The organism is Kitasatospora sp. NPDC056446 (assembly GCF_042796115.1).
Taxonomy (GTDB): domain Bacteria; phylum Actinomycetota; class Actinomycetes; order Streptomycetales; family Streptomycetaceae; genus Kitasatospora.
Genome location: NZ_JBHTRF010000058.1, coordinates 17,118 through 42,901, shown reverse-complemented (window position 1 = coordinate 42,901; position 25,784 = coordinate 17,118). Strand labels below are relative to the sequence as shown.

Annotated in this window: 16 protein-coding genes; 7 read left to right on the top strand and 9 right to left on the bottom strand. The window is 73.2% G+C overall.

Annotated elements, in window-relative coordinates:
- Positions 1–30 precede the first annotated feature (30 nt).
- Positions 31–576 carry an FHA domain-containing protein gene (locus tag ACFQ6N_RS29090; protein ID WP_380655219.1) on the top strand — a complete coding sequence of 182 codons (546 nt, stop codon included), beginning with the start codon at positions 31–33 and terminating at the stop codon, positions 574–576.
- Positions 577–662: 86 nt separating this feature from the next.
- Here ACFQ6N_RS29090 and ACFQ6N_RS29085 read toward each other — a convergent pair whose 3' ends face one another.
- Positions 663–1,625 carry a DUF1152 domain-containing protein gene (locus ACFQ6N_RS29085; RefSeq protein ID WP_380655216.1) on the bottom strand — a complete coding sequence of 321 codons (963 nt, stop codon included), beginning with the start codon at positions 1,623–1,625 and terminating at the stop codon, positions 663–665.
- 114 nt (positions 1,626–1,739) lie between these two features.
- Here ACFQ6N_RS29085 and ACFQ6N_RS29080 point away from each other — a divergent pair, with 114 nt between their 5' ends.
- Positions 1,740–2,333 (top strand): DUF6891 domain-containing protein, encoded by a 594-nt coding sequence (locus ACFQ6N_RS29080; RefSeq protein WP_380655214.1) that lies wholly within the window; start codon positions 1,740–1,742, stop codon positions 2,331–2,333.
- Positions 2,334–2,455: 122 nt separating this feature from the next.
- Here ACFQ6N_RS29080 and ACFQ6N_RS29075 read toward each other — a convergent pair whose 3' ends face one another.
- Together ACFQ6N_RS29075 and ACFQ6N_RS29070 are read right to left on the bottom strand one after the other, a co-directional pair.
- Complete coding sequence (locus ACFQ6N_RS29075; protein WP_380655211.1) at positions 2,456–2,857, bottom strand: hypothetical protein; 402 nt, start codon at positions 2,855–2,857, stop codon at positions 2,456–2,458.
- Between the two features lie 261 nt (positions 2,858–3,118).
- Positions 3,119–3,964, bottom strand: a complete 846-nt coding sequence (locus tag ACFQ6N_RS29070; RefSeq protein WP_380655209.1) for a hemerythrin domain-containing protein — start codon at positions 3,962–3,964, stop codon at positions 3,119–3,121.
- Between the two features lie 225 nt (positions 3,965–4,189).
- Here ACFQ6N_RS29070 and ACFQ6N_RS29065 point away from each other — a divergent pair, with 225 nt between their 5' ends.
- Together ACFQ6N_RS29065 and ACFQ6N_RS29060 are read left to right on the top strand one after the other, a co-directional pair.
- Positions 4,190–4,711 (top strand): SigE family RNA polymerase sigma factor, encoded by a 522-nt coding sequence (locus ACFQ6N_RS29065; RefSeq protein ID WP_380655206.1) that lies wholly within the window; start codon positions 4,190–4,192, stop codon positions 4,709–4,711.
- Positions 4,712–4,914: 203 nt separating this feature from the next.
- Positions 4,915–5,874 (top strand): hypothetical protein, encoded by a 960-nt coding sequence (locus ACFQ6N_RS29060; protein WP_380655203.1) that lies wholly within the window; start codon positions 4,915–4,917, stop codon positions 5,872–5,874.
- A 70-nt stretch (positions 5,875–5,944) separates the two neighbouring features.
- On the opposite strand, the gene ACFQ6N_RS29055 is transcribed toward ACFQ6N_RS29060, so the two are convergent.
- Complete coding sequence (locus ACFQ6N_RS29055; protein ID WP_380655201.1) at positions 5,945–7,000, bottom strand: alpha/beta hydrolase; 1,056 nt, start codon at positions 6,998–7,000, stop codon at positions 5,945–5,947.
- 437 nt (positions 7,001–7,437) lie between these two features.
- On the opposite strand from ACFQ6N_RS29055, the gene ACFQ6N_RS29050 reads away from it, so the two are divergent.
- Positions 7,438–8,181 (top strand): SDR family oxidoreductase, encoded by a 744-nt coding sequence (locus ACFQ6N_RS29050; RefSeq protein ID WP_380655198.1) that lies wholly within the window; start codon positions 7,438–7,440, stop codon positions 8,179–8,181.
- A gap of 124 nt (positions 8,182–8,305) precedes the next feature.
- Here the strand turns inward: ACFQ6N_RS29050 and ACFQ6N_RS29045 are convergent, their stop codons facing one another.
- The 3 genes from ACFQ6N_RS29045 to pulA form a co-directional block, all read right to left on the bottom strand.
- Positions 8,306–10,054 carry a carbohydrate-binding module family 20 domain-containing protein gene (locus tag ACFQ6N_RS29045; protein ID WP_380655195.1) on the bottom strand — a complete coding sequence of 583 codons (1,749 nt, stop codon included), beginning with the start codon at positions 10,052–10,054 and terminating at the stop codon, positions 8,306–8,308.
- 355 nt (positions 10,055–10,409) lie between these two features.
- Complete coding sequence (locus ACFQ6N_RS29040; protein ID WP_380655192.1) at positions 10,410–12,746, bottom strand: M4 family metallopeptidase; 2,337 nt, start codon at positions 12,744–12,746, stop codon at positions 10,410–10,412.
- A gap of 541 nt (positions 12,747–13,287) precedes the next feature.
- On the bottom strand, positions 13,288–18,804 hold the full coding sequence (pulA, locus tag ACFQ6N_RS29035) for a pullulanase-type alpha-1,6-glucosidase (protein WP_380655189.1): 5,517 nt from the start codon (positions 18,802–18,804) through the stop codon (positions 13,288–13,290).
- Between the two features lie 317 nt (positions 18,805–19,121).
- Here pulA and ACFQ6N_RS29030 point away from each other — a divergent pair, with 317 nt between their 5' ends.
- Positions 19,122–20,090, top strand: a complete 969-nt coding sequence (locus tag ACFQ6N_RS29030; RefSeq protein WP_380655186.1) for a phosphatase PAP2 family protein — start codon at positions 19,122–19,124, stop codon at positions 20,088–20,090.
- Between the two features lie 109 nt (positions 20,091–20,199).
- Here the strand turns inward: ACFQ6N_RS29030 and ACFQ6N_RS29025 are convergent, their stop codons facing one another.
- Complete coding sequence (locus ACFQ6N_RS29025; RefSeq protein WP_380655183.1) at positions 20,200–23,223, bottom strand: bifunctional [glutamine synthetase] adenylyltransferase/[glutamine synthetase]-adenylyl-L-tyrosine phosphorylase; 3,024 nt, start codon at positions 23,221–23,223, stop codon at positions 20,200–20,202.
- A 191-nt stretch (positions 23,224–23,414) separates the two neighbouring features.
- On the opposite strand from ACFQ6N_RS29025, the gene ACFQ6N_RS29020 reads away from it, so the two are divergent.
- Positions 23,415–24,581 carry an acyltransferase family protein gene (locus tag ACFQ6N_RS29020; RefSeq protein WP_380655180.1) on the top strand — a complete coding sequence of 389 codons (1,167 nt, stop codon included), beginning with the start codon at positions 23,415–23,417 and terminating at the stop codon, positions 24,579–24,581.
- On the opposite strand, the gene ACFQ6N_RS29015 is transcribed toward ACFQ6N_RS29020, so the two are convergent.
- On the bottom strand, positions 24,548–25,771 hold the full coding sequence (locus ACFQ6N_RS29015) for a hypothetical protein (protein ID WP_380655177.1): 1,224 nt from the start codon (positions 25,769–25,771) through the stop codon (positions 24,548–24,550). The two genes, ACFQ6N_RS29020 and ACFQ6N_RS29015, sit on opposite strands and share 34 nt — an antisense overlap.
- Between the last annotated feature and the right edge of the window lie 13 nt (positions 25,772–25,784).

Sequence of the window (25,784 nt, the reverse complement as noted above, 5' to 3'; positions counted from 1 at the left end):
GCCCGAGCCGGCCGAGCCGACAATTCGGCCATGACGCCTCCTGAGCTCCCCACCGGCCTGGTCCGGCCCTCCGACGCCGAGCGGGACCAGGCGCTCGGCGTGCTCAAGGACGGCGCCGGCAGCGGACGGCTCTCGCACGAGACGTTCCTCGGCCGGATGGACATCGTCCTCCAGGCCACCAGCCGCGGCGAGTTGGACGCGGCGGTGGCGGGGCTGCCGACCGGCGGGCCGGTCGAACGGTTCGTGCTGCGCACGGTCGGCCGGGTCTCCGCCTTCGGCGACCGGCTGAGCCGGGCCTGGCGGACCGAGCGACTGCCCGGGCTGAGCCTGCCGCAGTCCGGTGCCGCGCTGCTGACGATCGGCCGGCTGCCCGGGTCGGGGCTGCGGCTGCACGACGCCTCGGTGTCCCGCAACCACGCCGAACTGCGGCACGAGCACGGCGGCTGGGTGCTGTACGACCTCGGCTCGACCAACGGCACGCACGTCAACGGGCGCCGGATCGCGGGCGGCGTCCGGGTCCGGCCGGGCGACCAGGTGCGCTTCGGGAACCTGGAGTTCCGGCTCGCCACCGGCTGAGGCGGCCGCCCCGGGCCCCGGACGGGGGGTGGCCGGACGGGGCAGCCGGACGGGGCAGCCGGCGCGGCCGGTGCCCCCGGTGACCGTCAGTGCGGGAACTGCCGGGGCATCCGCTGCCGGGGCAGCTCGTCCTGGAACTCCGCGATGACGGTGGCGATCTGGCGGGTCACCACGGTGCGCTCCAGCCGGTCCAGGTAGAGGTTCTCCGCCGCCAGCGCCTCGACCGTGACACCGAAGTAGATCGCCATCAGCGGATTGACGAAGAGTTCGCTGCCCTCCGTCCGCTCGGTGAACCGGACGTCGCCGAACTCGCCGCGCAGGGCCGCCGCCACCGAGCCGTTGACGATGCTGGGGTGCTCGGGGAACGCGGCCCGGGCGTGCTCGACGGCGTCCAGGTAGAGCACCGCCTCCCGGCTGCCGCGCGGGATGGAGAAGGCGCCGAGGTAGCCGCCGGCCCGGTCCAGCGCGGCGAGGTTCTCCAGCACCAGCGAGTGGTTGACGCCGTGGTGGGCGTCGATGCCGAAGCCCAGGCAGGCGACCAGCCGTTCGGGCACCTCCGTGAGGCCGGCCACCGCCGCCAGGCTGGCCATGTCCTCCTCGGGGGTGCCGAGTCCGGCCTCGTCGCCGCGCATCAGGATGTCGGTGCCGCCGTCCACCAGCAGGACGGCGTCGATGCCCAGTCGGTCGACGAGCGAGCGGTAGGCGTCGCGCAAGGGCCGCACGCCCACCGACGGGAAGGCCCAGACGGTGTCGGGCATCCCGTGCCGGTGCAGCCAGCGGGCCAGCGTGCGCTCCGGGAAGTAGCCCTCAGGGGCCGGGGTGTCGGGCCGGACCATGGCCACGTCGGGGTCCGCCCACACCTCCAGGGGCAGTCCGTAGAGGTGGGTGAAGGAGAGGTTGGCCAGGTGCACCTCCTTCCCCGCGGCCCGCAGGGCGAGGGCGATCGGGAGTCCGGCGTACACGTCGAAGCCACCACCGGCACCGGCTATCAGGATGCGCTCGGCGGCCAGCAGCCTGGTGATCAGCGGGGGTTGCAGCAGAGAGGTCACCGGCGGACGGTAGCAGGGGCCGCGGCGGCGACCTCTGCGGCCCGGGCCGGACGCGCCCGGCGGCCCCTGCGGCACCGGGCCCGGATTGTCAGTGGCCGGTGCGAGGATGCCCGCATGACCCAGGAGACGGCCCTCACCCCCGATGCGCTGCGCGAAGCCCAGGACCTGGCCCGCGAGTTGGTCCGGTGCGGCTTCCAGGAGCCGGACGAGATAGCCGAGTCCCTGGTCGAGGTCCTCGACGACCAGGGGCTCACCCAGGAGGAGGCGGAGCGGATCGTCGCCCCGCTGTGGAACGAGCGGCTGGCCGAGCAGGCGGGCTGGCCGGAGGTCACCGACGTGGACCGCCTGGCGGACGCCTTCGACGCGCTGGAGGATCAGGGCATCGTCGCGGCCATGGACTTCACCTGCTGCGCCGGCTGCGGGTACGCGGAGATCGGCGGCGAGGCCGAGGAGGACTCGTACGGTTTCGTCTTCTTCCACCAGCAGGACACCGAGGCGGCTGCCGCCGGGCGGGGGCTGATGCTGCGCTACGGCGCGTTCCGCTCCGACGACGAGTCGGCGGAGGTCTCGGCGCGCCGGACGACGGGGGTCGGGCGGTCCGTGGTGGCCGCGCTGGAGGCGGCCGGGCTCGCGGCGGAGTGGGACGGATCGCCGGGGACGGCGATCCGGGTCGCGCCGATGGAGTGGCTCAACCGCCTTCCGGAGTAGGCGTCGGCCGCGGGGGGAGGGGCGGCCGGAGCGGGCACCGAGGGGGAGCCGGGCGCGCCCGGGGAGAGCGGGGCACCGCGGAGAACCGGGTGGATCAGGGAGGAGTGGACGCCGGGGAAGGGTCAGTCCCGCTCGACGTGCACCTCGGCGAAGTGGTCGCCCTTGTCCGCCTTGCGGAGGGTGACCCGGACATTGCCGACGGTGGTCTCGGAGTCCTTGTCGACGGTCTTCTTGGTGTCGCCGATGGTCACCTCGGCCGAGCTGTCGGTGATGTGACCGATCGTCAGTTTCATCGGGTTGTCGCCGCCGAAGACCTTGACCGTCTTGGAGGCGTCCGCACCGTCGGTCTTGATACCGACGGTGCACTTGTGGTCGTCCAGGCAGAGCGCCACGCCGCCTTCACAGGCGGCCAGTCCGGCGCCGAGCGTCAGGACGGCGCCTGCGGCGAGGATCGCCGAGCCGAACCGGAAACGGGTCCGCAGGCTGGTGCGGTGGGTCTTGGCAGTGTTGCTCGCTGTGGTCATGTCCTCGACGGTAGCGGAGCGGACACACCCCGCCATCAACCGTCGGCGGGAGGCCTTCCCTGGTGCAGCCCGGACCGGCCGGGTGACCCAACCCCGAGAGCGGTGGGTCGAATCCCCTAGGGGATGACGGGAGTTGGCTGATCAGCCGGATGCCGGAACCCGGAGGCCGTCCGGCCTGCCGGACGCCCGGCGGGCCGCCCAGCATATGCCCCTGGCCCATGCCACGCGCGTAGATCGAAGGCCCGCGAAAAGACCCGGCGGTCAGTCGGCAACGATCCCCAGGATGCCGCCCAGGTCGACGCCCGAGCCGCCAGAGCCGCCCGGGGCTCCGCCCAGGTCGCCGCCCGAACCGTCCCCCGGCCCCCACAGCGGCGTGGTGCAGCGCTGGTAGGTCGCGTGCCAGTGCGGCCAGTTGCGGGCCACGTCGTCGTCGCACTCGGCCAGCAGCCGCTCCACCGCGGCCGGCTCCACGCCGTCCAACAGCCAGGCCAGCGCGTCCGCCGTGCCCGGGCCGTCCGCCACCCGCAGCAGGTCCAGCAGCTCGCCCAGGCCGCCGAGCCGGGAGCCCTCGGCGACCACCCGGTCCATCCGGGGCAGCAGCTGGCGCTCCTCGATCCGCAGGTGGGTCTCCAGACGGGCCGCCAGGTCCTCCATGGCGTACGCGACCGGCCAGGCGCTGCCGGTGTCCCGGCTGGCGATCCGGACCAGCGTGGTGACCCGGGTGAACGAGTGGTCGAGGTTGTGGTGGTCGGCCTCCAGCCAGTTCAGCAGCAGCCGCAGCTCGGGCGCGAAGCGGCGCACGATCGGCCACAGCCGGGTGTCCTGCTGCTCGTGGTGGCAGGTCAGCATCGCGGTCATGAAGGTCCAGTGCCGCAGCAGCGCCTCGCCCTTGTCGTCCTCGCCGGGCTGGAGCAGCCGCAGCGCGTTGGGCAGCCGGGCGAGGTCCCGGCGCAGCGCGGCGTGCACCAGGCGCAGCCCGGCGAACCGCACCGTGGCGGAGTCGTCGTCCGCGACCCGCCCGTACGGTTCGGCGTCCCGGGGGTCGGCGCCGGGCCGCCCCTGCGCGGGGACGGCGGTGGCGGGCGGGGGCAGCAAGTGGATGGGCATGGCACTCTCTTCACGGCGTGGGGCAGGACGGGTGGTGGCGGCCGGTGAGGACCACCCCAGCCAAGGTGCCCGTAGTCGATCAGGAGCGAATCAATGTCCGATTGACGCGCAGGTCACGGACGTTTATCGGCGCGGGACGCAACACTTCGCGGGGCCCGCCCCGTGTAACCGGTGGGAGCACGCACGACGCGCGCGCCGGGAAGTCCAGGGGAACAGCGAGGCCGCATGTCACCGGAGCAGGAGCAGTCCTTCGACGAGTTCGTCGCGGGCCGGTTCACCTCGCTGCGCCGCACCGGATACCTGCTCTGCGGCGACTGGCACCTCGCCGAGGACCTCGTGCAGACCACGCTGGTGAAGCTGTACGCGCACTGGCACCGGCTGCGGGACCCGGAGGCGGCGGCCGGCTACGCCCGGACGACGCTGGTCCGCAGCTACATCGACAACCGGCGGCTGCGCCGCTCGCACGAGGTGCCCGCGGCGGAGCTGCCGGAGGCACCGGGGACCGGAACGGCCGCCGCCGCCGCAGCCGATCCGGAGCGCCGGCTGGCGCTGCTGGCCGCGCTCGCCGAGGTCACCCCGGCCTACCGGGCGGCGCTGGTGCTGCGGTTCTGGGAGGACCAGACGATCGAGGCGACGGCGGCGGTCCTGCGGCAGAGCACCGGCACGGTGAAGTCCAACACCAGCCGGGGGCTGGCCCAGCTGCGGACGATCCTGGGCGACTCGCTGCTGGAGATCGCGGCGGGCTGAGCCGCCGGGACCCGGCCGGGACCGGAGGCGGACACTGGACGCGGCACCGGCCCCGGGCCCCGGGCACCGGTGGCGCGGACCGGTACCAGCGGCACGGACGGGCGCGGACGGGTACAGACGGGTACGGACGGCGGAGACGGACCGCGGACGCCGGGGCGGAGCAGGCCGCCCGGGACGAGCGAGAGACGAGAGGGAAGCGGGTTTTGAACCGGGACGATCCGGCGTTCGACGCCGACGACATGGATGCGCTGTTCCGCATGGTCCTGGACCAGCCGGAGCCGGCCGCTCCCCCGGCACTGCTGCCGGAGGTCCGCCGCTCGGGCGTCCGGCTGCGCCGCCGGAACCGCCTGCTGACGGCCGCCGCGACGGCGGCGGCGGTGGCCCTGCTGGCCACGGCGGGCTGGGCGGTCGGCGGGCGGAACTCGGCGGGCGGCCCGGCGCCGCTCCCCCCGGCGGCGACGGGCGTGACCGCGCGGCCGTCCACGCCGGCCGACCCCCCGTCCACGGCGGGGGGCCCGACCGGCACCCCGTCCCCCGTGACAGCCGGGACGGCCGGGGCGACGGGCGGCGGCAACGGCAACGGCAACGGCAACGGCAGTCTGGCCCTGCTCACCTTCCTGCGGAGCCACCCGCCCGAGGGGGTCCGACAGGTCTTCTCGACCGGGGCGACGAACGGCTTCCTGCTGACCACGGACTACGGCACCATCACGCTGAGCCGGCGCCTGGACGGCACGGCCGAACTGCGCGGCGGCACCGCCTCGCCCTGCGGGCCGCGTTCGAACGCCTGGGGCCTGATGAACCCGGAGGGCGAGGACTGCGCGGGCCGGACCCTCCCGGACGGCTCGGCGGTCTGGGTCATGCACCCGTTGTCGACCGCCCCGCTCGGCCGGGAGGCCGAGATCCGGATCGTCACCCCGGACGACCGGGTGTACGTCCTGTTCTTCGCCCGGGCCGAGACGGCCCCGAAGCCGACCGACCCCACCCTGCCGCTGCCGCAGCTGCTGGACCTCGCCGGGCAGCCGGGCTTCCTGGAGGCCGTCCGGGACGGCTGGAGCGACTCCGCCACCCACCCGACGACGACCGGCCGGCCGTCCCCGCCGCTCGGCGCCCCCCGGACGTCCCCGGCCACGCCCGGAACCCCCGGGACGTCCCCGGCCGCGTGACCGGACCACCCGGCGACCGGCCCGCCGTCCCCGGCCGCATGACCACCCGGACCGCCCGGGCCGCCCCTGCTCAGCCGGCCTCCGGCCCCGTCAGGTTCGCGGTCAGCCACTCCAGGGTGTCCGGGATCATCTTCTTGAAGTCCGAGGTCAGGTGCTTGCCGCCGGGCTGCTCGTAGTACTTGATCTCGACCGGCGCGACGGCCTTGGCCACCCAGTTCTTGACCACCTTGGTCTCGTACGGGTTGGCACCGCCCGCGGTGACCAGCATCTTCACGTCGGCCTTGCCCTGGGCGACCAGCACGTCGGGGTTGTTGGCCGCGCGCTCGGCGTCGTGGCCCTTCCACAGCAGGGAGTCCGGAATGAAGTAGCCGTCGATCGGCACCGCGGCCTTGTAGACCTCGGGGTGCTGGAGGGCGAGCTTGGCGCTGCAGAAGCCGCCGGTGGAGGCGCCCATCACGCCCCAGCCGTCGCGGCCCTGCACGGTGCGGAAGTTGGCGCGGACGAAGTCGGGGATGTCCTGGGCCATCCAGGTGCCCATCTTGGCCTGGCCCGGGATGTCGGAGCAGTCCAGCGCGTTCTTCTCGTCGCCGTTGAAGTTCTGCACCGGCATGATCATGATGAACGGGTGGGACTTGCCCTCCTTGACCAGCCGCTCGTTCTCCTCCTGGATCGGCAGCTGGTTGTCGGTCCAGGTGTTGTAGCCGTTGCTCTGGCCGCCCGCGAAGAGGGTGAGCACCGGGAAGCCGGTCTTGGCGTACTTGGGGTCGTTGTACTCGGGCGGCAGCCAGACCCAGACCTTGCCGGCGACACCGGACTTCGCGCCGGTCACGGTGGTCACGAAGATCGGCCCGGCGGAGGTGTCCCGGGCCTTGGCGAGGTTGGCGTTCGGGCCGGTCGGCATCAGCACCTTGCCGGTGCCGATGGAGGGCGTCGCGGTGCCCGGCGTGCCCGAGGCGCCGCCGTCGGCGGTCGGGGTGCCCGCGACACCGCCGGTCGCGGCCGAATCCCCCTTGGCGCTGTCCCCCTTCCCACCGCCGGAACTCCCGCAGGCCGCGAGCGAGGCGGCCAGGGCGAGTACGGCGGCGCCGGACAGGACGGCACGGGAACGGGACGACTGCCTAAGCACGGTGAGGACTCTCCGACCGATCTCGCGCCCGGTCCGTCTGACCGGACGGCGGCCCCCCGGTGGGGCCGGACAGACCCCGGGGCGCGGCGCAGATGCGACCCCCGGAGCGGCGGCGCGCCGTCCCTCGCGGAGGTGCGCCTTCCTGCGATCTTATGACGTGGGCCGGGGCGGCCCGGTTGCGCGGCGGCCACCGCAAATCCAATGTTTGTTCGCGATCAGGTAAAGCCCTTCACCGTGCCCGTCGGACGGCGGGGGCCGGTCGGCGGGGGGCCACAGCCGCGAGCGCGTCCGGGCGCCGGGTTTTGGGTGCTTTCGACCAGTGACGGCGGCCCGCGGATCCGCGACGATCTCCCCGGGGAGCGACCGGACACCCCCGCCGACACCCGCCGACAGCCGCCGACGCCCCCGCCGACAGCCGCGCCACCGAGGAGAGAGCCATGCCCCTGCAGATCGCCGTCGTCACCGGAGCCGGGAGCGGCGTCGGCCGGGCCGTGGCGGTCGAGCTGGCCGCGGCCGGCTGGCGACCGGTGCTGGCCGGCCGGCGGGCCGAGCCGCTGCACGAGACCGCCCGGCTCTGCGGCGGCCCGGCCGACGTGGTGCCGACCGATGTCACCGACCCGGCCGCCGTGGACGCCCTGTTCACCGCGGCAGCCGACCGCCACGGCCGGGTCGACCTGCTGTTCAACAACGCCGGCAGCTTCGGCCCGGCCGTCCCGGTGGAGGACCTGGAGGTCGACGCCTGGCGAGCCGTGGTCGACCTCAACCTGACCGGCGCCTTCCTCTGCGCCCGGGCGGCGTTCCGGCAGATGAAGGCCCAGGACCCGCGGGGCGGCCGGATCATCAACAACGGCTCGATCTCGGCGCACGTCCCGCGCCCGCACTCGATCGCCTACACGGCGACCAAGCACGCGGTCACCGGCCTGACCAAGTCGCTGTCGCTGGACGGCCGCCCGTACCGGATCGCCTGCGGCCAGATCGACATCGGCAACGCGGCGACCGACATGACGGCGGCGATGGGCTCGGGCGTCCGGCAGGCGGACGGCCGGATCGCCCCCGAGCCGACCATGGACGTGGCCGATGTCGCCCGCACCGTACGGCACATGGCCGCGCTGCCGCTGGAGGCCAACGTCCAGTTCGCCACCGTGATGGCGACCGCCATGCCGTACATCGGCCGCGGCTGACGCCCCCGGGGAGGGCCGTCGGGCCCGGGCCTGACGGTCCTCCCCCGCAGCCCTCCCCGGCAGCCCTCCCCTGCGGTCGCCCCCGACCGGTCCTCCCCGACCGGCCCTCCCCGGCGGCCCGCCGCTACGGGCGCCAGGTGTCGTTCAGGGTGACCACCCCGCCGGCGGGCACCGTCGCCGTCCGGTTGGCGCCGGACTCCCAGGTCACCGTGCCGTTGGCGTCCTTGCGGACGTACTTGTACTGGAAGGCCGTGCCGGCCGGCAGCGAGAGCGAGAGGGACCAGACCGGGTACCCGGCGGACGAGAGCGGCAGCGCCTTCGCCGGGTCCCAGCCGCCCAGCGCGGCGGCGTCGCCGACCACGGAGACGCTCTGCCCGTACACGGTGGTCGCGTTGACGTTGAACGAGGCGCCGGAGACGGCCGCGCCCGGCTGGACGTACAGCGCGACCGCGTCGCCCGCGCCGACCGTCGCGGTGAACTGCCCGTTGGCGCCGACCTGGTAGGTCGGGCCGGTGCAGCCGCCGCCCGGCTGCGGGTCGCCGTGCTGGACGTCGCAGTAGGTGCCGGCCGGCAGCCCGGTCTGGAAGGTCTGGGTGATCGCGCCGCTCTCGTGGTTGATCGCGACGTAGCCCTTGCCGCCGCGGCCGAAGGCGATCGCGTTGTTGCCGTTGGACCACCAGTTGGTCACCCCGGTGCCCGCGACCGCGTTGCGGAAGCCGACCATGTTGGCGACCTGCCGCCAGGCGTGGGTGCAGTTCCAGCCGTCCTGGTAGCAGGCGTTGACGGTGCCGCCGTTCGGCGGGCCGTCGTCCTTGTTGGTGAAGGCGTAGCCGGAGTAGACGTTCGGGGAGCCGTACGGCGAGGCCAGCAGGAAGACGTTGGCGAGCGTGTAGGTGTTGCCGTAGGTGTAGTTGAGGGTGGAGCCGTTGCGCTCGGTGTCCCAGTTGTCGATGAAGCCGCGCGCCTGGTTGCCGGGCAGGTAGCCCCAGGAGGCGCCCCAGCCGTTGAGGTTGGCGAGCTTGTCGGCGGTGAACATCCGCTTGAGGTCGGTGCCGACCCGGAACTCGTCCACATCGCCGTTGCCGGTGTACTCGGTGGGCTGGACCGGCTCGCCGGCGCCGTAGATGACCTCCTGGACCCAGTAGGCCTTGGGGTTGGCCGTTCTGGCCTTGATCGCGGCGAGGTCGGCGGCGGCGATGTGCTTGGCCGCGTCGATGCGGTAGCCGTCGACGCCGAGCGAGCCGAGGTCGTCCAGGTAGTGCGCGATGGTGGTCTGGACGTAGGCGCTGCCGGTGTCCAGGTCGGCGAGGTTCACCAGTTCGCAGTTCTGGACGTTCGCGCGGTTCTGGTAGTCGGTGATCGGCTGGCGGCAGGAGTGGAAGTCCTGGTCCTGGTAGGTGCCGGGGTAGGTGTACTTGGTGTACGCGGTGCCGCCGGTGCCGGTGCCGGAGCCGGCCGACATGTGGTTGACCACCGCGTCGGCGATCACCTTGACGCCGGCCGCGTGGCAGGTGTCGACCATGTTCTTGAAGGACGCGCGGTCGCCGAGCCGCCCCGCGATCCGGTAGCCGACCGGCTGGTAGGACGTCCACCACTGCGGGCCCTGGATGTGCTCCTGCGGCGGCGAGACCTCGACGAAGCCGTAGCCCTTCGGGCCGAGGGTCGAGGTGCAGGCCTGGGCGACGGAGTCGAAGCGCCACTCGAAGAGGGTGGTGGTGACGTCCTTGCCGTTGTTCGCGGGCGGGGAGGCCTGGGCGGCGGGGGCGCCGAAGGCGGTGCCGAGCGAGAGCGCCAGCGCCGCCGAGGCGGTGAGCGCGCCGGCGGTGCGGGCGGGCCGGCGGGCGGACCGCCGGGCGGGGGTGGTGGTGACCACGTCGTCTCCTGGGGGTGGCTGGGGTGGGGCAGCCGGAGGCTGGAGTCTGCAGGAAGTTTCTGTAACTTGCCGGAAACTTGCAGCGCCGAACCTAGGGTCACCGGGAGACACCGTCAAGGTCCTGGGCAGATACGTTTCTGCATCGCCGAGTACCGCACCACCGAGTACCGCGCCACGGCGCACCGCACCGCCGAGTACCGCACACCGCACCACCGCGCACTGCACCGCCGAGTGTCGTCCCCGCCCCCGGAACGGACACGGACCGGGACCGGACACGGCAAGGGCCCGGCAGCCGTAGCCGCCGGGCCCCTCACCTGTCCTGGTTCACCGGCCCCTCAGGGGAGCCGGTCCGGGATCAGCCGGTCTGGACGGAGGTGTCGTCGATCACGAAGCTCGTCTGGAGCGAGGAGTCCTCGGTCCCGGTGAACTTCACGGTGACCGTCTGGCCCGCGTAGGCCGAGAGGTCGAAGGTGCGCTGCTGGTAGCCGGCCGCGGCGTCCACGTTGGAGTAGGTCTTCAGCGTGGTGCCGTTCACCGACACGGCCAGCTTGTCGTACGCGGTGGTGCCGGTCTCGGCGGTGTCGATGTGCAGCCAGAAGCTCAGCGTCGCCTTGCAGCCCGCCGGGATGCTCACCGTCTGCGACAGCGAGTCGGTGTGGGTGCTGCCGTAGCCGTTCAGCCACGACTTCCAGGAGCCGCCGTGCGCGGCCTGGCCCGAGCTGTTGTCGACCACGCCGGAGCTCGCCGTCCACGGCGCCGCCGAACCGGTCTCGAAGCCCGGGTTGCCCAGGAGCTGGGCCGGGGTGCAGGTGCCGCCGCCACCGCCGGTGACGGTCCAGGTGAAGCTGGTCGAGCCGGTCTTGCCCGCCGCGTCCTTCACCGTGACGGTCACGTTCGAGGTGCCCGCCGCGGACGGGGTGCCGGTGATCGCGCCGGTGGAGGCGTTGATGACCAGCCCGGCCGGCAGGCCGGTGGCCGAGTAGGACAGCGGAGCGGTCCCGCCCGAGGCCTTGATGGCCAGGTTGACCGCGGTACCGACGGCGGTCGACTGGTTGCCCGGGCTGGTGACGGTGACGCCGCCCGGGTTGGGCAGCGAGCCGACGTTGACGCCGGCCCAGGCGGTGGCGACCTGGGTGTACTCGGCGCTGTTCGCGCCGTACAGGTCGGTGGCCGCGTTCAGGGTCGCGGTACGGGCGGCCGCGTAGTCGGTGGTGGAGGTCATGTACGCGGTCAGCGCCTTGTACCAGACCTGCGCCGCCTTGTCCCGGCCGATGCCGGCGACGGTGATGTTGTTGACCGTCGGGCTGTTGTAGCTGACGCCGTTGATCACCTTGGCGCCGCTGCCCTCGGCCAGCAGGTAGAAGAAGTGGTTGGCGACACCGGACGAGTAGTGCACGTCCAGGTTGCCGACGCCCGAGTACCAGGAGTCGGCCGAGGTGCCGTCCTTGCTCGGCTTGTCCATGTAGCGCAGCGGCGTGCCGTTGCCGTTGATGTCGATCAGTTCGCCGATGAGGTAGTCCGGCACGTCCTTGGGCAGGTTCGCGTAGAACTCGACCATCGTGCCCATGATGTCGGAGGTGGCCTCGTTGAGGCCGCCGGACTCGCCCGAGTAGTTCAGGTTGGCGGTGGCGGAGGTGACGCCGTGGGTCATCTCGTGGCCGGAGACGTCGAGTTCGGTGAGCGGGTGGGTGTTGCCCGAGCCGTCGCCGTAGGTCATGCAGAAGCAGCCGTCGTCCCAGAACGCGTTGACGTAGCCGGTGTCGTAGTGGACCCGGCTCATGGCGCCGACGCCGTCGTTCTTGATGCCGTTGCGGCCGAAGGTGTTCTTGTAGAAGTCCCAGGTGGCGGCGGCGCCGTACTGGGCGTCGACGGCGGCGGACTCGCGGTTGCTGGCGAGGCCGTTGCCCCAGGTGTCGCTGGACTTGGAGAACAGCGTGCCGTTGCCGGAGGTGCCGTTGCTCATGTCGGTGGTGTACTGGCCGCCGCGGGTGGCGTCCTTGAGCGAGTAGGTCGAGCCGCTCTGGGTGGTGGTCAGCGGCACCTGGCCGACGAACACGCCGTTGCCGGAGCCGCGCTTGATGCCGTCGGCCTTGCTGAGCACGGCACCGTTCGAGGCGTCGGTGACGACGTGCAGCTTGCTCGGGGTGCCGTCGGACTCGCGGCCGGAGACGACGGTCTCCCAGGCGAGCTTCGGGGTGCCGTCCGCGGCCCACACCACCAGGCGCGGGGCGGTGTCGACGGCGGCGCCCTCCTCGGCGGCGAGCGCGGCGGCCTGGGCCTTCGGCGCGGCCTGGGCCGGGGTGGTGTCGACGCCGGCGAGGACGGCCTCGCTGGCCTTGGTCACGCTCTTGTTGGCACCGCTCGCGTCCTGGTGGACGATCAGGTCGCCGCCGAGGACCGGGAGTCCGGCGTAGGTGCGCTCGTAGCGCAGGTGGCGACCGCCGTTGGCGTCCTGGACGACGTCCTTGGTGACCAGCTTCTCCTGGCCGCTCAGGCCGAGGGCCTGGGCCAGGGGGGCGGCCTGCTGGTTCGCCGAGGTGATCAGCGCGGCCCGGGCGGTCTGCTGGGCCGCGACGGCGGCCGGAGCGTCCGGGGTGGCCGCCTGGGCGAGGACCGGTATGCCGGTGACCAGCAGCGCGGTGGAGGCGGCCATGACAACCGCCGCCTTCCGAGCGTGAGCGTAACGGGACATGCGGACTCCTTTTCCGACCGGCGCCGGTTCGCGCCGGTGGAGAGAAACCTGGGCCGCGGGGTCGCGGCGCAGTGGGGGCCCCCGCCGGGTGCGACGGAGGTGCGGTAGCGGGTTGCGGTGCTAACCCGTTGCAGGGTCGGGACGCGCTGCACCTTGACTGGGACAGCTGCACCGGGAGGTGGGGTCCCCTCGTCTGCAGCCGGGGGAATCGTGGCAGCAAACCGGCCGCCAATGACAGATGCATGCCACGGATTGGCCGGTTCATTACCGAAACCGTATGCATGGCGGCCCGTCAGTTGTGCTACGCCATTGCAAACTCCTGAACACGGTTTTCATGCTCCGGACAAAGTTCGATCACTACCGGCGGTCACTGACCAGCACTCAGGTCCACCGCCCCTACCGCCGGGTAGGGCGCGGCGCCCGCCGGACACGGCACGTCACAGTTCCGGCCGTGCCACAAACGGATTCCGGCCAATCCCCGACCGAAACGGAACCGGGCCCCGCGCCGCCGGAACGGCGGTACGGGGCCCGGCACTTGCGGTCAGCCCTGGACGAACACCGCCACGGTGCGCCCCGGCACGGTGAAGGTGCCCGTCGCGGTGTCGAAGCCGGACCGCTTCACCACCCCGTCCGCCCCGGACGCCTGGACCGGGTGCAGCGCCTGGCCCGTCCCCTTCAGGGCGGCCACGGTCTGCGCCTGCGCGGTGGGCGTGGCGTTGAAGACCACGGTGACGCCCTTCTCCGCCCCCTTCAGCCCGGTGCCGTCCAGGTGCAGGGTGATCACCCCGGGCGTCTCGCCGGCGGTGCCGGAGAGCGGGTACGAGAGCCGCTGCTGGACGGCCGCCAGGGTGGGCAGCGAGAACAGCGGCGAGGACTGCTTGATCCGCAGGAACTCCTGGTACTGCGCCGAGGCCGCCCTGATGTCGGCCGCGCCGACGGTCAGCCGCGGGTCGGCCAGCAGGGCGCCGGCGGTCGGCCACATCGCCTTGTTGTCGGCCGCCAGCGGCAGGCCGCGGCCCCAGCCGTTGCCCCGCACCGCCCCGGTCGTCGGATCGGGCCAGTGGATCGCGTTGAACCAGTCGCCCGAGTCGTAGGAGTTGGAGTCGAGCGACTTGGAGCGCAGCAGGTCGCTGCCCGCCTGGGCGAAGCCCGCGCCCTGGGTGAGGGCGGTGAGCGAGAGCCCGAGCGCCTGCATCCGGGCCCGGTCGGCGGGCGCGGTTCCGGCCGGCAGCTTGTACGCGAGCGCGTCGAACAGGTCGGTGTTGTCGTGGGCGTCCACGTACTCCACCGCCTCGCCCGGCTTCGCCGCGTACCCGGTCGGGGCGCCGTTGTAGTCGACCTGCGCGCCGGTGACGGCCTTCCCGGAGCTGTCGGTGAAGGAGTAGCCCGCCAGGTTCCCGGTCAGTCCCACCTTCAGCTGGTCCATCCCGTGCAGCAGCCGGGCCTTCTGCTCCTCCGGGGTGCCGTTCGCGGGCGAGCCGTTCGGGTCGGTGTACAGGCCAGAGACGAAGCCCTGCTGCGGCGCGGAGTCCAGCATGAAGTTGCCGCCGCGGGCGGCGTCGCGCATCCGGTCGTCGAAGGTGGCGATGCCGGTGCCGGCCATGTTGGCCTGGGTGGCCTGGACGAACCGGGCGTCGTTGGCGACGGTGCCGAAGTTCCAGCCCTCGCCGTACAGGAAGACGTTCTTGCCGTCCACGCCGTCCGAGTCCGGCGTCATCTTCCGCAGCGCGGCCTGCACGTCCAGCATGGTGGACTTGGGGTCCAGGCCCATCAGGTCGAAGCGGAAGCCGTCCACCTGGTACTCGCGGGCCCACAGGGTCACCGAGTCGACCACCAGCCGGTTCATCATGGCGTGCTCCGGCGCGGTGTCGGAGCAGCAGCTGTCCGTCGTCACCTTGCCGTCGGCGTCCAGCCGCTGGTAGTAGCCGGGGACGACCTTGTCCAGCACGGAGTGCTCGGCCTGCCCGCTGGCCGCGGTGTGGTTGTAGACCACGTCGAGCACCACCCGCAGCCCGGCCGCGTGCATCGCCTGCACCATCTGCCGGAACTGCACGGTGCGGGCCGTGCCCGCCGGGTCGGTGGCGTACGAGCCCTCCGGCACGTTGTAGTGCAGCGGGTCGTAGCCCCAGTTGTACGCGTCGTCGGCGGCGACGGCCGCCACGCACTCCTGCTGCTTGGGGCTGTCCGCCGGAAGGGCCGCGAGGTCGCAGGCGGGCAGCTTCTGGTCGGCCCGGTTCTCCCGGATGGTGGCGATGTCGAAGGTCGGCAGCAGGTGGACGGTGGTGACCCCGGCCGCGGCCAGGTCCCGCAGGTGCCGCATGCCGGCCGACTGCGACTCGGTGAACGCCAGGTAGGTGCCGCGCTCGGCGGCCGGGACGGTGGGGTCCTCCACCGAGAAGTCCCGGACGTGCAGTTCCTGGATCTGCTGCCGCGCGGGCGGCACGGCCGCCGGGCGGGCGTGGTCGTCCCAGCCCTTCGGCTTGAGCTCCTTGGCGTCGAGGTCGGCGACCAGGCTGCGCCGGGAGTCGGTGGAGAGCGCCACCGAGTACGGGTCGGTGACGGTATTGACCACCACCTGCTGCACCGAGGGCGCCCAGACCTTCACCTGGTACAGGTAGTACTTGCCGTCCAACTCGCCCTTGTCCCGGACGACTTCCCAGACCCCGGTGTCGTCGTCCCGCTTCAGCGGCAGTGTCTTCGGGGTGCCCCCGGCGGCACTGTCGAAGACCTGGACGGACACCTCCTGCGCGGTCGGCGCCCACAGCGACAGCGCCACCTTGCCGTTGTAGTACGCCGGTCCGAAGTCGACCTTCCCGGTCCGCCCGGCGTACAGGTCGTCCAGCACGCCCGGGATCTGGACCCCGGTCGCGGCCGACACCGCGCCGTTGGGCAGGTGCTCGGTGAACAGCAGCTGCCCGCGCAGCGCCGCCGGGACCCGGGCGGTGTCCCGGGCGTCCACGGTGAAGGCCCGGTAGCCCGCCAGGTGCGGGAACCTGCCCTTCTGCGCGGCGGTGAGCCCGCCCTTGACCGGGGTGAGCCGCAGCCACTGGCCGGGCTTGGTCAGCACGCCCTTGTCGGCCCGGATGCCGCCCGCCGGGTCGTACACCAGCTGGGCGCTGGTGCCGCCGGCCAGGGCGTCGTCGCCCGCGCCGTAGCCCGCCGGGACGACGACGGTCCGCGCGTCGATCCACTGGGCCTTGGCGGTGCCGGGGTCCAGCTGGGAGGAGGCCGCCGGGTTCTGCGGCAGCAGGTACCCCTCGCGGCCGCCGAGGACCCAGACCTCCCGGCCGTCGAGCGCGAAGTCCAGGGACTGGTCGGCCGGCAGGTCCTTGTCGTTGCCCTTGTGCAGGATGTAGCTGAGGCTGGTCGCGCCGGGGGCCAGCGGCACCTCGAAGACGGCGCCGAAGGCGTCGCGGCGCACCGGCGTCAGCGGCTTGCCCCAGTCGGTGGGTGTGGCGGCGCCGGTCCAGTCGTGCAGGCCCCAGCCGTCGTAGTCGCCGTCGGCCCGGTTGTAGTGGATGACGGCGGTGTTCGCCGGCGGGGTGCCGACCGGTCCGGGGTTCGCGGTGCGCACCGCCGGGTCGCCCTGCTTCAGCCAGACCTCCCCGGTGCTGCCGGTGTCGAGGTGCCGGTCGGCGTCCACGTCCTTGACACCGTCGCGCTCCACGATGAAGCCGACGTCCGAGGCGCCCGGCTTGAGCCTGACGTAGGCGAAGGCGCCGTAGGCGTCCCGCCCGGTGAAGGGGTGCCCGGCCGGCCACGGGGTGGCCTCGCCGTCGGCGAGGTCGCCCCAGGCGTAGAGGTTCCAGCCGTCGTAGTCGCCGTCCGGCCGGTTGTAGTGGACGACGGCGTACGGGCGGGAGCCGGCGGTGGGCACCGGCTTGGGCGCGGGGGTGCCGGTGGTGAAGCTCGCGCCGGCGGAGCGCAGGTGGCCGCCGGCGTCCTGCACCACGGCCTTGTAGCGCACGACCGTGCCGGGGGCGACGGCGCCGAGGTCCTGGGTGACGGCGTACTTGCCGGTGTCCGAGGTGCCCAGCGTCTGCCAGGGCCCGTTGCCGATCTGGGCGGCGAAGCTCACCCGGCCGAAGCCGCCGTCCGTGGTGGCCCCGATGGTGACCAGGCCGGTGGAGCCGTCGGCGGGCGGCCGCACCGACAGCGGCGGCGCCGAGCCGGTGGCCGCGAGCCTGCCGCCCGCCTTGAGCACCACGGAGGACAGCGCCGGGACGGTCACCGACACCTTGCGGTCCGCGCCGCTGGTGAGGTGCTCCCCCGCGGCCGGGTGGATCCGGTCGAAGCCCATCCCGGCCGAGAAGGTGTCCAGCGTGACGGTCTTCGCCTCCGGGGCGTTGTTGACCGCCACCAGGTACTCGACCTGCTGCCCCGCGTCGATCCGGGAGAAGGCGTACACGCCCGGGCCGTCGGCGGCGTAGCGCTCGATCTGGGCGCCGTCGGCCAGGGCCGGGTTGGCGCGGCGCAGTTCGGCCAGTCCGGCGATGCCCCGGTAGAGCTCGCCGCCCTGTCCGTACCGGTCGGCCGGGCCGGAGGGCCCGCCGAGCACCCGGTCGGTGTTGTACGAGGGCGTCTTCGAGGCGAACAGGTCCTGCCGGGCGTCCTTGTCGCCGCCCGCGCCGGTGAAGCCCTGCTCGTCGCCGTAGTAGACGACGGGCTGGCCCCGGGTGAGGAACTGGAGCTCGCTGCCGAGCCGGTCCTTCTTCAGCAGGGTGGCGTCGTCGGCGCCGGGGTTGTCGGCGAGCAGGAAGGAGCCGAAGCGGCCCATGTCGTGGTTGCCGAGGAAGGTGGGCAGCTCGTAGGCGTCGGTGTCGGGGCCGGTGTAGCGGTAGTCCTGGCCGTAGACGTCGGCGAGGTTCCTCGCCGAGCCGCCCTGGGAGACGTAGGAGCGGGCCGCGCCCTGGAACGGGAAGTCGAGGGTGGCCTGGAGCCTGCCCTTGGTGACGTACGGGGAGGTGACCGCCGGGTCGCCGGAGTAGACCTCGCCGAACATGAAGAACTTCTTGTTGCCGTGCTTGGCGGCGAAGTCCTTGAGCGCGGGCGCCCACTGCTGCCAGAACGCCATGTCGACGTGCTTGACGGTGTCGATCCGGAAGCCGTCCACGCCGACGTCCTGGACCCACTGCTGGTAGACCTTCTCGAAGCCCTTCACCACCCGGGGGTTCTGGGTGTCGAGGTCGTCCAGGCCGTTGAAGTCGCCCTCGGTGGCGGACTCGCCGACGAAGGTCGAGTCGCCCCGGTTGTGGTAGAGCGAGGGGTCGTTGAGCCAGGACGGGGTCTTGGCGGTGGCGTCGCCGGGGTTGCGGAAGACCGGGGTGTAGGGGAAGGAGTCCTTGGTGATCCTCGGCCAGGGCGTCCCGCTGTCGGCGACGGCGGTCTCGTCCACCGGCCTGCCGTCCGCGTCGAGGGTCGGGTAGGCGCCGACGGAGCGGTAGCCGTGCTGCTGCTCGGCGGCGTCGATGACGTCGGCGGTGTGGTTGGTGATGACGTCGAAGAAGACCTTGATGCCCCGGGCGTGCGCCTTGGCTATCAGCTCCTTCAGCTGGTCGTTGGTGCCGAAGTGCGGGTCGACCTGGGTGAAGTCGGTGATCCAGTAGCCGTGGTAGCCCGCCGAGGCGTCCGCCCCGCTGCCCTGCACCGGCTTGTTCCTGAAGATCGGCGCCATCCAGATCGCGGTGGTGCCGAGGTCCTGGATGTAGTCGAGCCGCTGGATCAGTCCGGCCAGGTCGCCGCCGTGGTAGAAGCCCTTGTCGGCGGGGTCGAAGCCGTTGTCCAGGCGTCCGCCGGTGATGCCTCCGGTGTCGTTCGCCGGGTCGCCGTCGGCGAAGCGGTCGGGCAGGACGAAGTAGAACTGCTCGCGGGTGAGGTCGTGCCGGCCGGCGGTGGCCGCGAGCGCGGCGTCCGAGGGCGGGGGCGGCGGGGCGGCGGCGAGGGCCGCGGGGGCGCCGCCGAGGGTGGCGGCGGTCAGTGCGGCGGCCAGCAGGACGGCCGTGCGGCCTGGCCTGCGGGGGGATCTGCTCCGTCGGGGACGGAGCGGGGCATCGGCCACTGAGGGCTCCCTTAGGGGAAGGGGCGATCGATTTCCCAGGAAGCTAGCGGCCTGCAATATGTTTCAGCAAGATGCAGAAACCGTTTCGTGCCGGAAAAATCCAGGCCGGCGACCGTCCCCGACCACCCCGATTACTCCTCCGGAGCGACGGGCGTGACAATGGGACGTATGTCCGCCCCACCGGTTAGCACCAGAACCCCGAGCACCCCCTACCGCGGTGGGAGCCGGCGCGTAGCCCTCAAGGGGGACAGCCGGTGAAGAATCCACTTCCGGAGGATGAGCAGACGGCAACGAGCGGTCTGGCAGACTTCTCGTCCATGGGGGAACCGACCGAGATCCAGCAGAGCGGCGCCGGGCGCGCCGAGGCGGCAGACGGTGGCGGTTCCACAGCAGCGAAGGCCCTCCCGGGCCGCCTGCCCGATGGAGCCACCCGTACCGCCCAGTCCCGTACCGCAGCACTGCGCAATCGTTTCCGCGAGCAGCGGCGCTCACCGGCCCGGCCGCGGATCTGGTTCGAGCTGGCACTGATCGGGATCAGCTACTGGATCTACTCGATCATCCGCAACGCGGTCCCGGAACAGGCCGCGATAGCCCAGAAGCACGCGAGCTGGATCTGGGAGCTGGAGCAGCACCTCGGCATCGCCGTCGAGCGCTCGGTCAACCACGCGATGGACAGCGTCGGGTGGCTCATCACCGGGATGAACTACTACTACGCCACACTGCACTTCGTCATCACCATCGGCGTGCTGGTCTGGCTCTACCGCAGCCACCCCGGCCGTTACGCCGCCGCCCGCACGGTGCTGTTCGCCACCACGGCGATCGCCCTGGTCGGCTTCTACTTCTTCCCGCTGGCCCCGCCCCGGCTGATGACGGACGGCGGCTTCATCGACACCGTGAAGGTCCACGGCACCTGGGGCTCGATGGCCTCCGGCCCCGCCGCGCACGTCTCCAACCAGTACGCGGCGATGCCCTCGATGCACATCGGCTGGTCGATGTGGTGCGGCCTGGCGATCTTCTTCCTGGCCCGCCGGACCTGGGTCCGGGTGCTCGGCCTGCTCTACCCGGCCGCGACCCTGGTGGTCATCGTCTCCACCGCCAACCACTTCTGGATGGACGCCGTCGGCGGCGAGATCTGCCTGGCCGTGGGCTTCCTCACCGCCCGCTGGCTCTACCACGAGTGGGTCTACAAGCTCCCGCGGGTGCCCGCCCGGGAGACGGCGGCGGAAGCGCCGATCACCGTCCCCGAGCAGTGGAGCGAGCCCGCGGTCAGCAGCGCGCGCCGCTAGCGGCGGACGCCGGAGCGGACGCACGAGCGTCCGGCCGGACGAGCGGCCGGATGGCGGAGGGGCCCCGCGAGGGGCCCCTTTCGCATTCCCCGGCGGGCGCCCGGCGGGCTCACAGCCCGTAGAACAGCCGGTCCACCACCGCCCGGGCCCGCCGGGTCGTCCGCCGGTAGTCGTCCAGCAGTTCGCCGCTGTGCCCGGCCCCGTACCCGAGGTAGCGGGCCACCCCGGCCAGCTCCCGGGCCTCCCCCGGGAAGCTGTCCCCGGGCCGGCCGCGCACCAGCATCACCGCCGCCCGTACCCGGGAGGCCAGCACCCAGGCGGTGTCCAGCACCTCCGCGTCCTCCGGCTCCACCAGCCCGGCCCCGACCGCGGCGGCCAGCGCCGCCCTGGTCCGGGTGGTGCGCAGGGCCGGCAGCCCGTGCCCGTGCCGGAGCTGGAGCAGCTGCACCGTCCACTCCACGTCCGCCAGCCCGCCCCGGCCGATCTTGGTGTGGGTGGTCGGGTCGGCCCCGCGCGGCAGCCGCTCGGCCTCGATCCTGGCCTTGATCCGGCGGATCTCCACCAGGTCCCGCTCCGGCACCCCCTCGCCCGGGTAGCGCAGCGGGTCGATCAGCTGCCGGAACCGGGCGCCCAGCTCCTCGTCCCCGGCCACCGGTTCCGCCCGCAGCAGCGCCTGGCTCTCCCAGGCGTGCGACCAGCGCCGGTAGTACGCCGCGTACGAGGCGAGGGTGCGCACCAGCGGGCCGCTGCGCCCCTCCGGCCGCAGGTCCGCGTCGACCAGCAGCGGCGGCTCGGTCGAGGGCGCGGCCAGCTGGGTGCGCAGCTCGTGGCAGACCGCCTGGGCGGCCCGGGCGGCCTCCTCCTCCAGGGAGCCGAGCAGCGGCTCGTGGACGAAGAGCACGTCCGCGTCCGAGCCGTAGCCCAGCTCGTGGCCGCCGAAGCGGCCCATCGCGATCACCGAGATCCGGGTCGGCAGGTCCCCGTGCTCGGCCTCCCAGCCGGCCACGCAGGCGCGCAGCGCGCCCTGCAGGGTGGCGGCGTTGAGCGCGGTCAGCGCCTCCCCCGCGGTGTCGAGCGCCTCGGCGGGGTCCTCGCCGAGGCGGCCGAGGACGTCCGCGGCGGCCGTCCGGAACAGCTCCCGGCGGCGCACCGAGCGGGCGGCGGCGACGGCCGCCGTGGTGGACCCGGCCCGGCCGACGGCGGCCAGTATCTCCGACTGGAGCGCCGCCCGGCCGCGCGGCTCCGGTCCGTGCGGGTCGCCCAGCATGGCCACCGCCTCGGGGGCGCGCAGCAGCAGGTCCGGGGCGAGCCGGCCGGCCGACAGCACCCGGGCCAGCTGCTCGGCGGCGGCGCTCTCGTCCCGCAGCAGCCGCAGGTACCAGGGGGTGCGGCCGAGCGCGTCGGAGACCTGGCGGAAGTTGAGCAGTCCGGCGTCCGGGTCGGCCGAGTCGGCGAACCAGCCGAGCAGCACCGGCAGCAGGGTCCGCTGGATCGCCGCCTTGCGGCTCACCCCGGAGGCGAGGGCGCTGATGTGCCGCAGCGCGGCCGCCGGATCGGTGTAGCCGAGCGCCTCCAGCCGGGCCCGGGCCGCGTCCGGGGTCAGTCCGGCGGCGCCCGGCGGCAGTTCGGCGACGGCGTCGAGCAGCGGCCGGTAGAACAGCTTCTCGTGCAGCCGCCGGACCTCCACCGAGTGCCGCTTCCACTCGCGCCGCAGCGCGGCCACCGGGTCGGCGCGGGTGTCGTCGTTGATCAGCGCGGACAGTGAGCGGGCCAGTCGCCGCTGGTCGTCGGCGTCGGTGGGCATCAGGTGGGTGCGGCGCAGCCGGTACAGCTGGATCCGGTGCTCCAGCGAGCGCAGGAAGCGGTAGGCGGTGTCCAGCGAGGCGGCGTCGGCCCGGCCGACGTACCCGCCCCGGGAGAGGGCGGCCAGCGCCTCCAGGGTGTTGCCGCTGCGCAGCGCCGGGTCGGTGCGGCCGTGCACCAGCTGGAGCAGCTGGACGGAGAACTCGACGTCGCGCAGCCCGCCCGGGCCCAGTTTGAGCTGGCGGTCCAGTTCGGTGGCGGGGATGGAGTCGATCACCCGGCGCCGCATCTGCTGCACGTCGGTGACGAAGTTGTCCCGGGCGGCGGCCTGCCAGACCAGCGGGGCGAGCGTCTCGACGTACTCGGCGCCGAGGTCGGCGTCCCCGGCGACCGGGCGGGCCTTGAGCAGTGCCTGGAACTCCCAGGTCTTCGCCCAGCGCTGGTAGTAGGCGAGGTGGCTGGCCAGGGTGCGCACCAGCGGGCCGTTGCGGCCCTCGGGGCGCAGGTTGGCGTCCACCGGCCAGATGGTGCCCTCGCCGGTGGTGTCCGCGCAGAGCCGGGTGAGGGCGGCGGCCAGCCGGGTGGCGGCCTTGACGGCCTGCTGCTCGTCCGCGCCCTCGCGCGGCTCGGCGACGAAGATGACGTCCACGTCCGAGACGTAGTTGAGTTCGCGGCCGCCGCACTTGCCCATGCCGATCACCGCGAGCCGGCAGGCCGCGGCGGCCTCCGGATCCGCCTCGACGGCGAGGTCGAGGGCGGTCTGCAGGGTGGCGCCGGCCAGGTCGGCGAGTTCGGCGGCGGTCCGGGCGAGGTCGGTGGTGCCGGTCAGGTCGCGGGCGGCGATGGCGAGCAGGCAGCGGCGGTAGGCGACCCGCAGCGCGTCCGCCGGGCCGCTGTCGCTGCCGCGGACGCCTTCGGCGAGGGCGCGGCGGAAGTCCTCCGGGCCGGGGTGCATGTCGCGCAGCTCGAAGGTGACCAGGACGTGCCAGTCGTGCGGGTGCCGGGCCAGGTGGTCACCGAGCGCGGTGGAGACGCCGAGGACGCCGAGCAGCCGGTCGCGCAGCGGCTTGGAGGTGGTGAGGGTGTCCCGCAGGGTGTGCCGGTCGGTCTCGTCGGCGGCCTCCATCAGCCGGGCCAGGCCGAGCAGCGCCAGGTCGGGGTCGGCGGTCGCGCCGAGCGCGTCCAGCAGCAGGGGGTCGTCGGCCAGTCCGTACAGGCCGGGGCCCTCCAGGAGCCGCACCGCGCGGGCCGGGTCGTCGAACCCGCGCCGGACCAGCCGGTTCTCCGGCCTGCTGACCCGGCTCCCGGTCCGCTGCTCCTCCACCGCCATCGGCCCCTCCATCCGTCCGCCCGCCCGAAGGCCCGTCCCGGGACGGGCTCAAGGCGTGTCCGACAGACACGCCTTAGCAGGCTACGCGCCCCGGCGGCCCGCCGCCGGGTCCGTCCGTCGGCTGGGCGTGACCTCGCCCCCGTCGCGCTCGTTCACCCGGCGCAACCCCCTCCCCTCCCCCGGAGCGCCCGATGCCCAGCCGCCTGCCCTCGCTCACCGGGCTGCGCTTCTGGGCCGCCCTGCTGGTCGTGCTCTACCACCTGTCCCGCAAGGTCGGCGAGCTGCCGGTGCTCAGCCCGTTGGCCTGGTACGGCCGTTCGGGCGTGACCTTGTTCTTCGTGCTGTCCGGCTTCGTCCTGGCCTGGACGTACCGGTCCGGGCCCGTCCCGGCCGCCGTCTTCGCCCGCCGCCGCTTCGCCCGGATCTGGCCGCTGCACCTGCTGACCACCGTGCTCTCGCTGGGCGCGGACGCCGCGATCGGCGCGGCCGTGCCGGTCGTGGCCGCGCTCTGGTCGCTGGTGCTGGTGCACCCGTGGGCGCCGTCCACGGTGTACGGCGGCAACCCGGCGTCCTGGTCGCTGGGCGCCGAGGCCTGGTTCTACCTGCTGTTCCCGGTGCTGCTGCGGGTGCTGGCCCCGCGCCGCCGCGCCTGGCTGCCGCTGGCGGTGCTGTGCGCGCTGCTCGGACCGGCCCTGTGGGCGGCGGGCGCCCTGCTGCCGGCCGATCCGGTCCTGCGCAACTGGCTGCTGGGCTACCTCCCGCTGACCCGGACCCCGCAGTTCGTCCTCGGCGTGGTGGTCGGCCTGGCGGCCCGCGACGGCCTGCTCCCCCGGCTGCGGCTGGCCCCGGCGGCGGCGGCCGTGGTCCTCTGGCACCTGGCGCTGGTCCCCTGGCACGCCGCCGTCCCCGACGCCCTCTGGTACGGCCCGTACGACGCCTCCCAGTCGGTGCCCGCGCCGCTGTTCGCCGCCCTGCTGGTGGCCGCCGCCCAGCGCGACGCGGCGGGTACGGCGCCCCGGCTGCTGGCGGGCCGGACGGCCGTGCGGCTCGGCGAGTGGTCGTACGCCTGGTACCTGGTGCACGAGATCGGCATCCGCTGCCGGCTCGCCGTGCTCGGCCGGCCGGCCCCCGGCCTCGCCACGCTCGGGGTCTGGCTGCTGTCGGCCGGGGCGTCGCTGGCCGTCGCGGCCGTCCTCTACCGCCTGGTCGAGCGCCCCTGCGAGCGGCTGCTGCGCGGCGCACCGCGCGGCCGGGACGCGGCGGCGCCGCTGCCCTCCCCCGCGGTGCGGGTGGTGCGGCAGCGGCGCCCCGGTGCGACGGCGGATCAGCCCTCGGTGGAGCCGTCCAGGTTGACGTAGGCGTAGAAGACGCCGATGTCGTAGCCGTCCTTCTGGGTGTTGAAGATGGCGGTGACGTCGGTGTCGCCGTTGCGCAGGAACGGCGAGACGTCCCAGCGGTTGGAGTCGTAGCCGAAGTTGTTGCGGTTGTACGGGTTGCGGACGAACTGGTCGGCCGGGACCAGCTCCTCGATGGTGGAGTTGAACGCGTCGTTCGGGGCGTGGTTGGCGTCCTGGAACAGCGTCTGCGGGCCGTTGGTGGACTTGAAGGCGAGGGTGTCGCCGGTCCACTTGAGGTCGCCGTCGTAGACCACCCAGCCGATCTTGCCGCCGACCGGGCCGGTCTTCGGCGTGTTCAGCCCGGTGAGCTTGATCCTGCGCTCGGGGCTGTCCGGCAGCTCGACCTGGAAGCCGTCCCACAGGTGGATGTGCCGCATCGGCTTGCAGTCGTTCTCGTACGCGACCACGATCGTCCAGCCGCCCCAGCTGTGCGGCTTCACCACCGAGTCCATGTTGGCGACGGTGTAGGTGCCGTTGCCGGCGTTCTTGACCAGGTCGGTGATGTCGGCGGAGGCCTGGTAGCTGCTCTCGATGTCGGTGGTGATGTAGCCGATGGACGGCTGGTCGTTGGCGATGTTGCGGTACTGCGCCTCGCCCGGGACCTTCAGGTACACCTCGTCGATCTGGTTCTCCGGCAGCACGACGTCGCCGATGCCGCGGGTGCCGCCCCAGTACAGCCGGGCGTACTTGACGGTGGAGCCGTCGATCAGGCCGAGGTCGGCGGAGCTGGCGGAGTAGATCGGGTCACCGAGCGGGCCGATCGAGCCCGGGTCGATGTTGATGTACTTCATCTCGTACTTGTTGTTGATCGGCATGGTGCCGAGGCCCTTGCGGGCGTCCTCGCACGGCGGCTGCGTCGGGTCCAGCGGCGCCTTGGTCTCGTCACAGGTCATCAGCGAGTTGCTGATCCGGTTGATGGAGCCGTGGAAGTCGCCCTGGAAGCGGGTGGTGAACGGCAGCGGGTTCTCGGCGATGGTCTCGGCCCGCGGCCTCGCTTGCTGCGAGCCCGACCCGGAGCCGGAGCCCCGGGCATCGGCGAGTGTGGGGGCGACCAGCAACTGGCCTGCGACGGCGGCGAACGCGGCGCCCGCGACGACGGCCCGGCGGGCGAGCAGACGGGTGGCGGCGGCGCGGCTGACGGAGGAGGTCATGTGATCCTCTCAG

What these genes read in the sequence shown, in the direction of transcription:
- ACFQ6N_RS29050 (WP_380655198.1), top strand. Translation starts at nt 7,438, where the DNA reads ATGCCCCTGCAGATCGCCGTCGTCACCGGAGCCGGGAGCGGCGTCGGC.
- ACFQ6N_RS29075 (WP_380655211.1), bottom strand. Translation starts at nt 2,857, where the DNA reads ATGACCACAGCGAGCAACACTGCCAAGACCCACCGCACCAGCCTGCGG.
- ACFQ6N_RS29030 (WP_380655186.1), top strand. Translation starts at nt 19,122, where the DNA reads ATGGGGGAACCGACCGAGATCCAGCAGAGCGGCGCCGGGCGCGCCGAG.
- ACFQ6N_RS29020 (WP_380655180.1), top strand. Translation starts at nt 23,415, where the DNA reads ATGCCCAGCCGCCTGCCCTCGCTCACCGGGCTGCGCTTCTGGGCCGCC.
- ACFQ6N_RS29025 (WP_380655183.1), bottom strand. Translation starts at nt 23,223, where the DNA reads ATGGCGGTGGAGGAGCAGCGGACCGGGAGCCGGGTCAGCAGGCCGGAG.
- ACFQ6N_RS29090 (WP_380655219.1), top strand. Translation starts at nt 31, where the DNA reads ATGACGCCTCCTGAGCTCCCCACCGGCCTGGTCCGGCCCTCCGACGCC.
- ACFQ6N_RS29070 (WP_380655209.1), bottom strand. Translation starts at nt 3,964, where the DNA reads ATGCCCATCCACTTGCTGCCCCCGCCCGCCACCGCCGTCCCCGCGCAG.
- ACFQ6N_RS29065 (WP_380655206.1), top strand. Translation starts at nt 4,190, where the DNA reads ATGTCACCGGAGCAGGAGCAGTCCTTCGACGAGTTCGTCGCGGGCCGG.
- ACFQ6N_RS29015 (WP_380655177.1), bottom strand. Translation starts at nt 25,771, where the DNA reads ATGACCTCCTCCGTCAGCCGCGCCGCCGCCACCCGTCTGCTCGCCCGC.
- ACFQ6N_RS29040 (WP_380655192.1), bottom strand. Translation starts at nt 12,746, where the DNA reads ATGTCCCGTTACGCTCACGCTCGGAAGGCGGCGGTTGTCATGGCCGCC.
- ACFQ6N_RS29080 (WP_380655214.1), top strand. Translation starts at nt 1,740, where the DNA reads ATGACCCAGGAGACGGCCCTCACCCCCGATGCGCTGCGCGAAGCCCAG.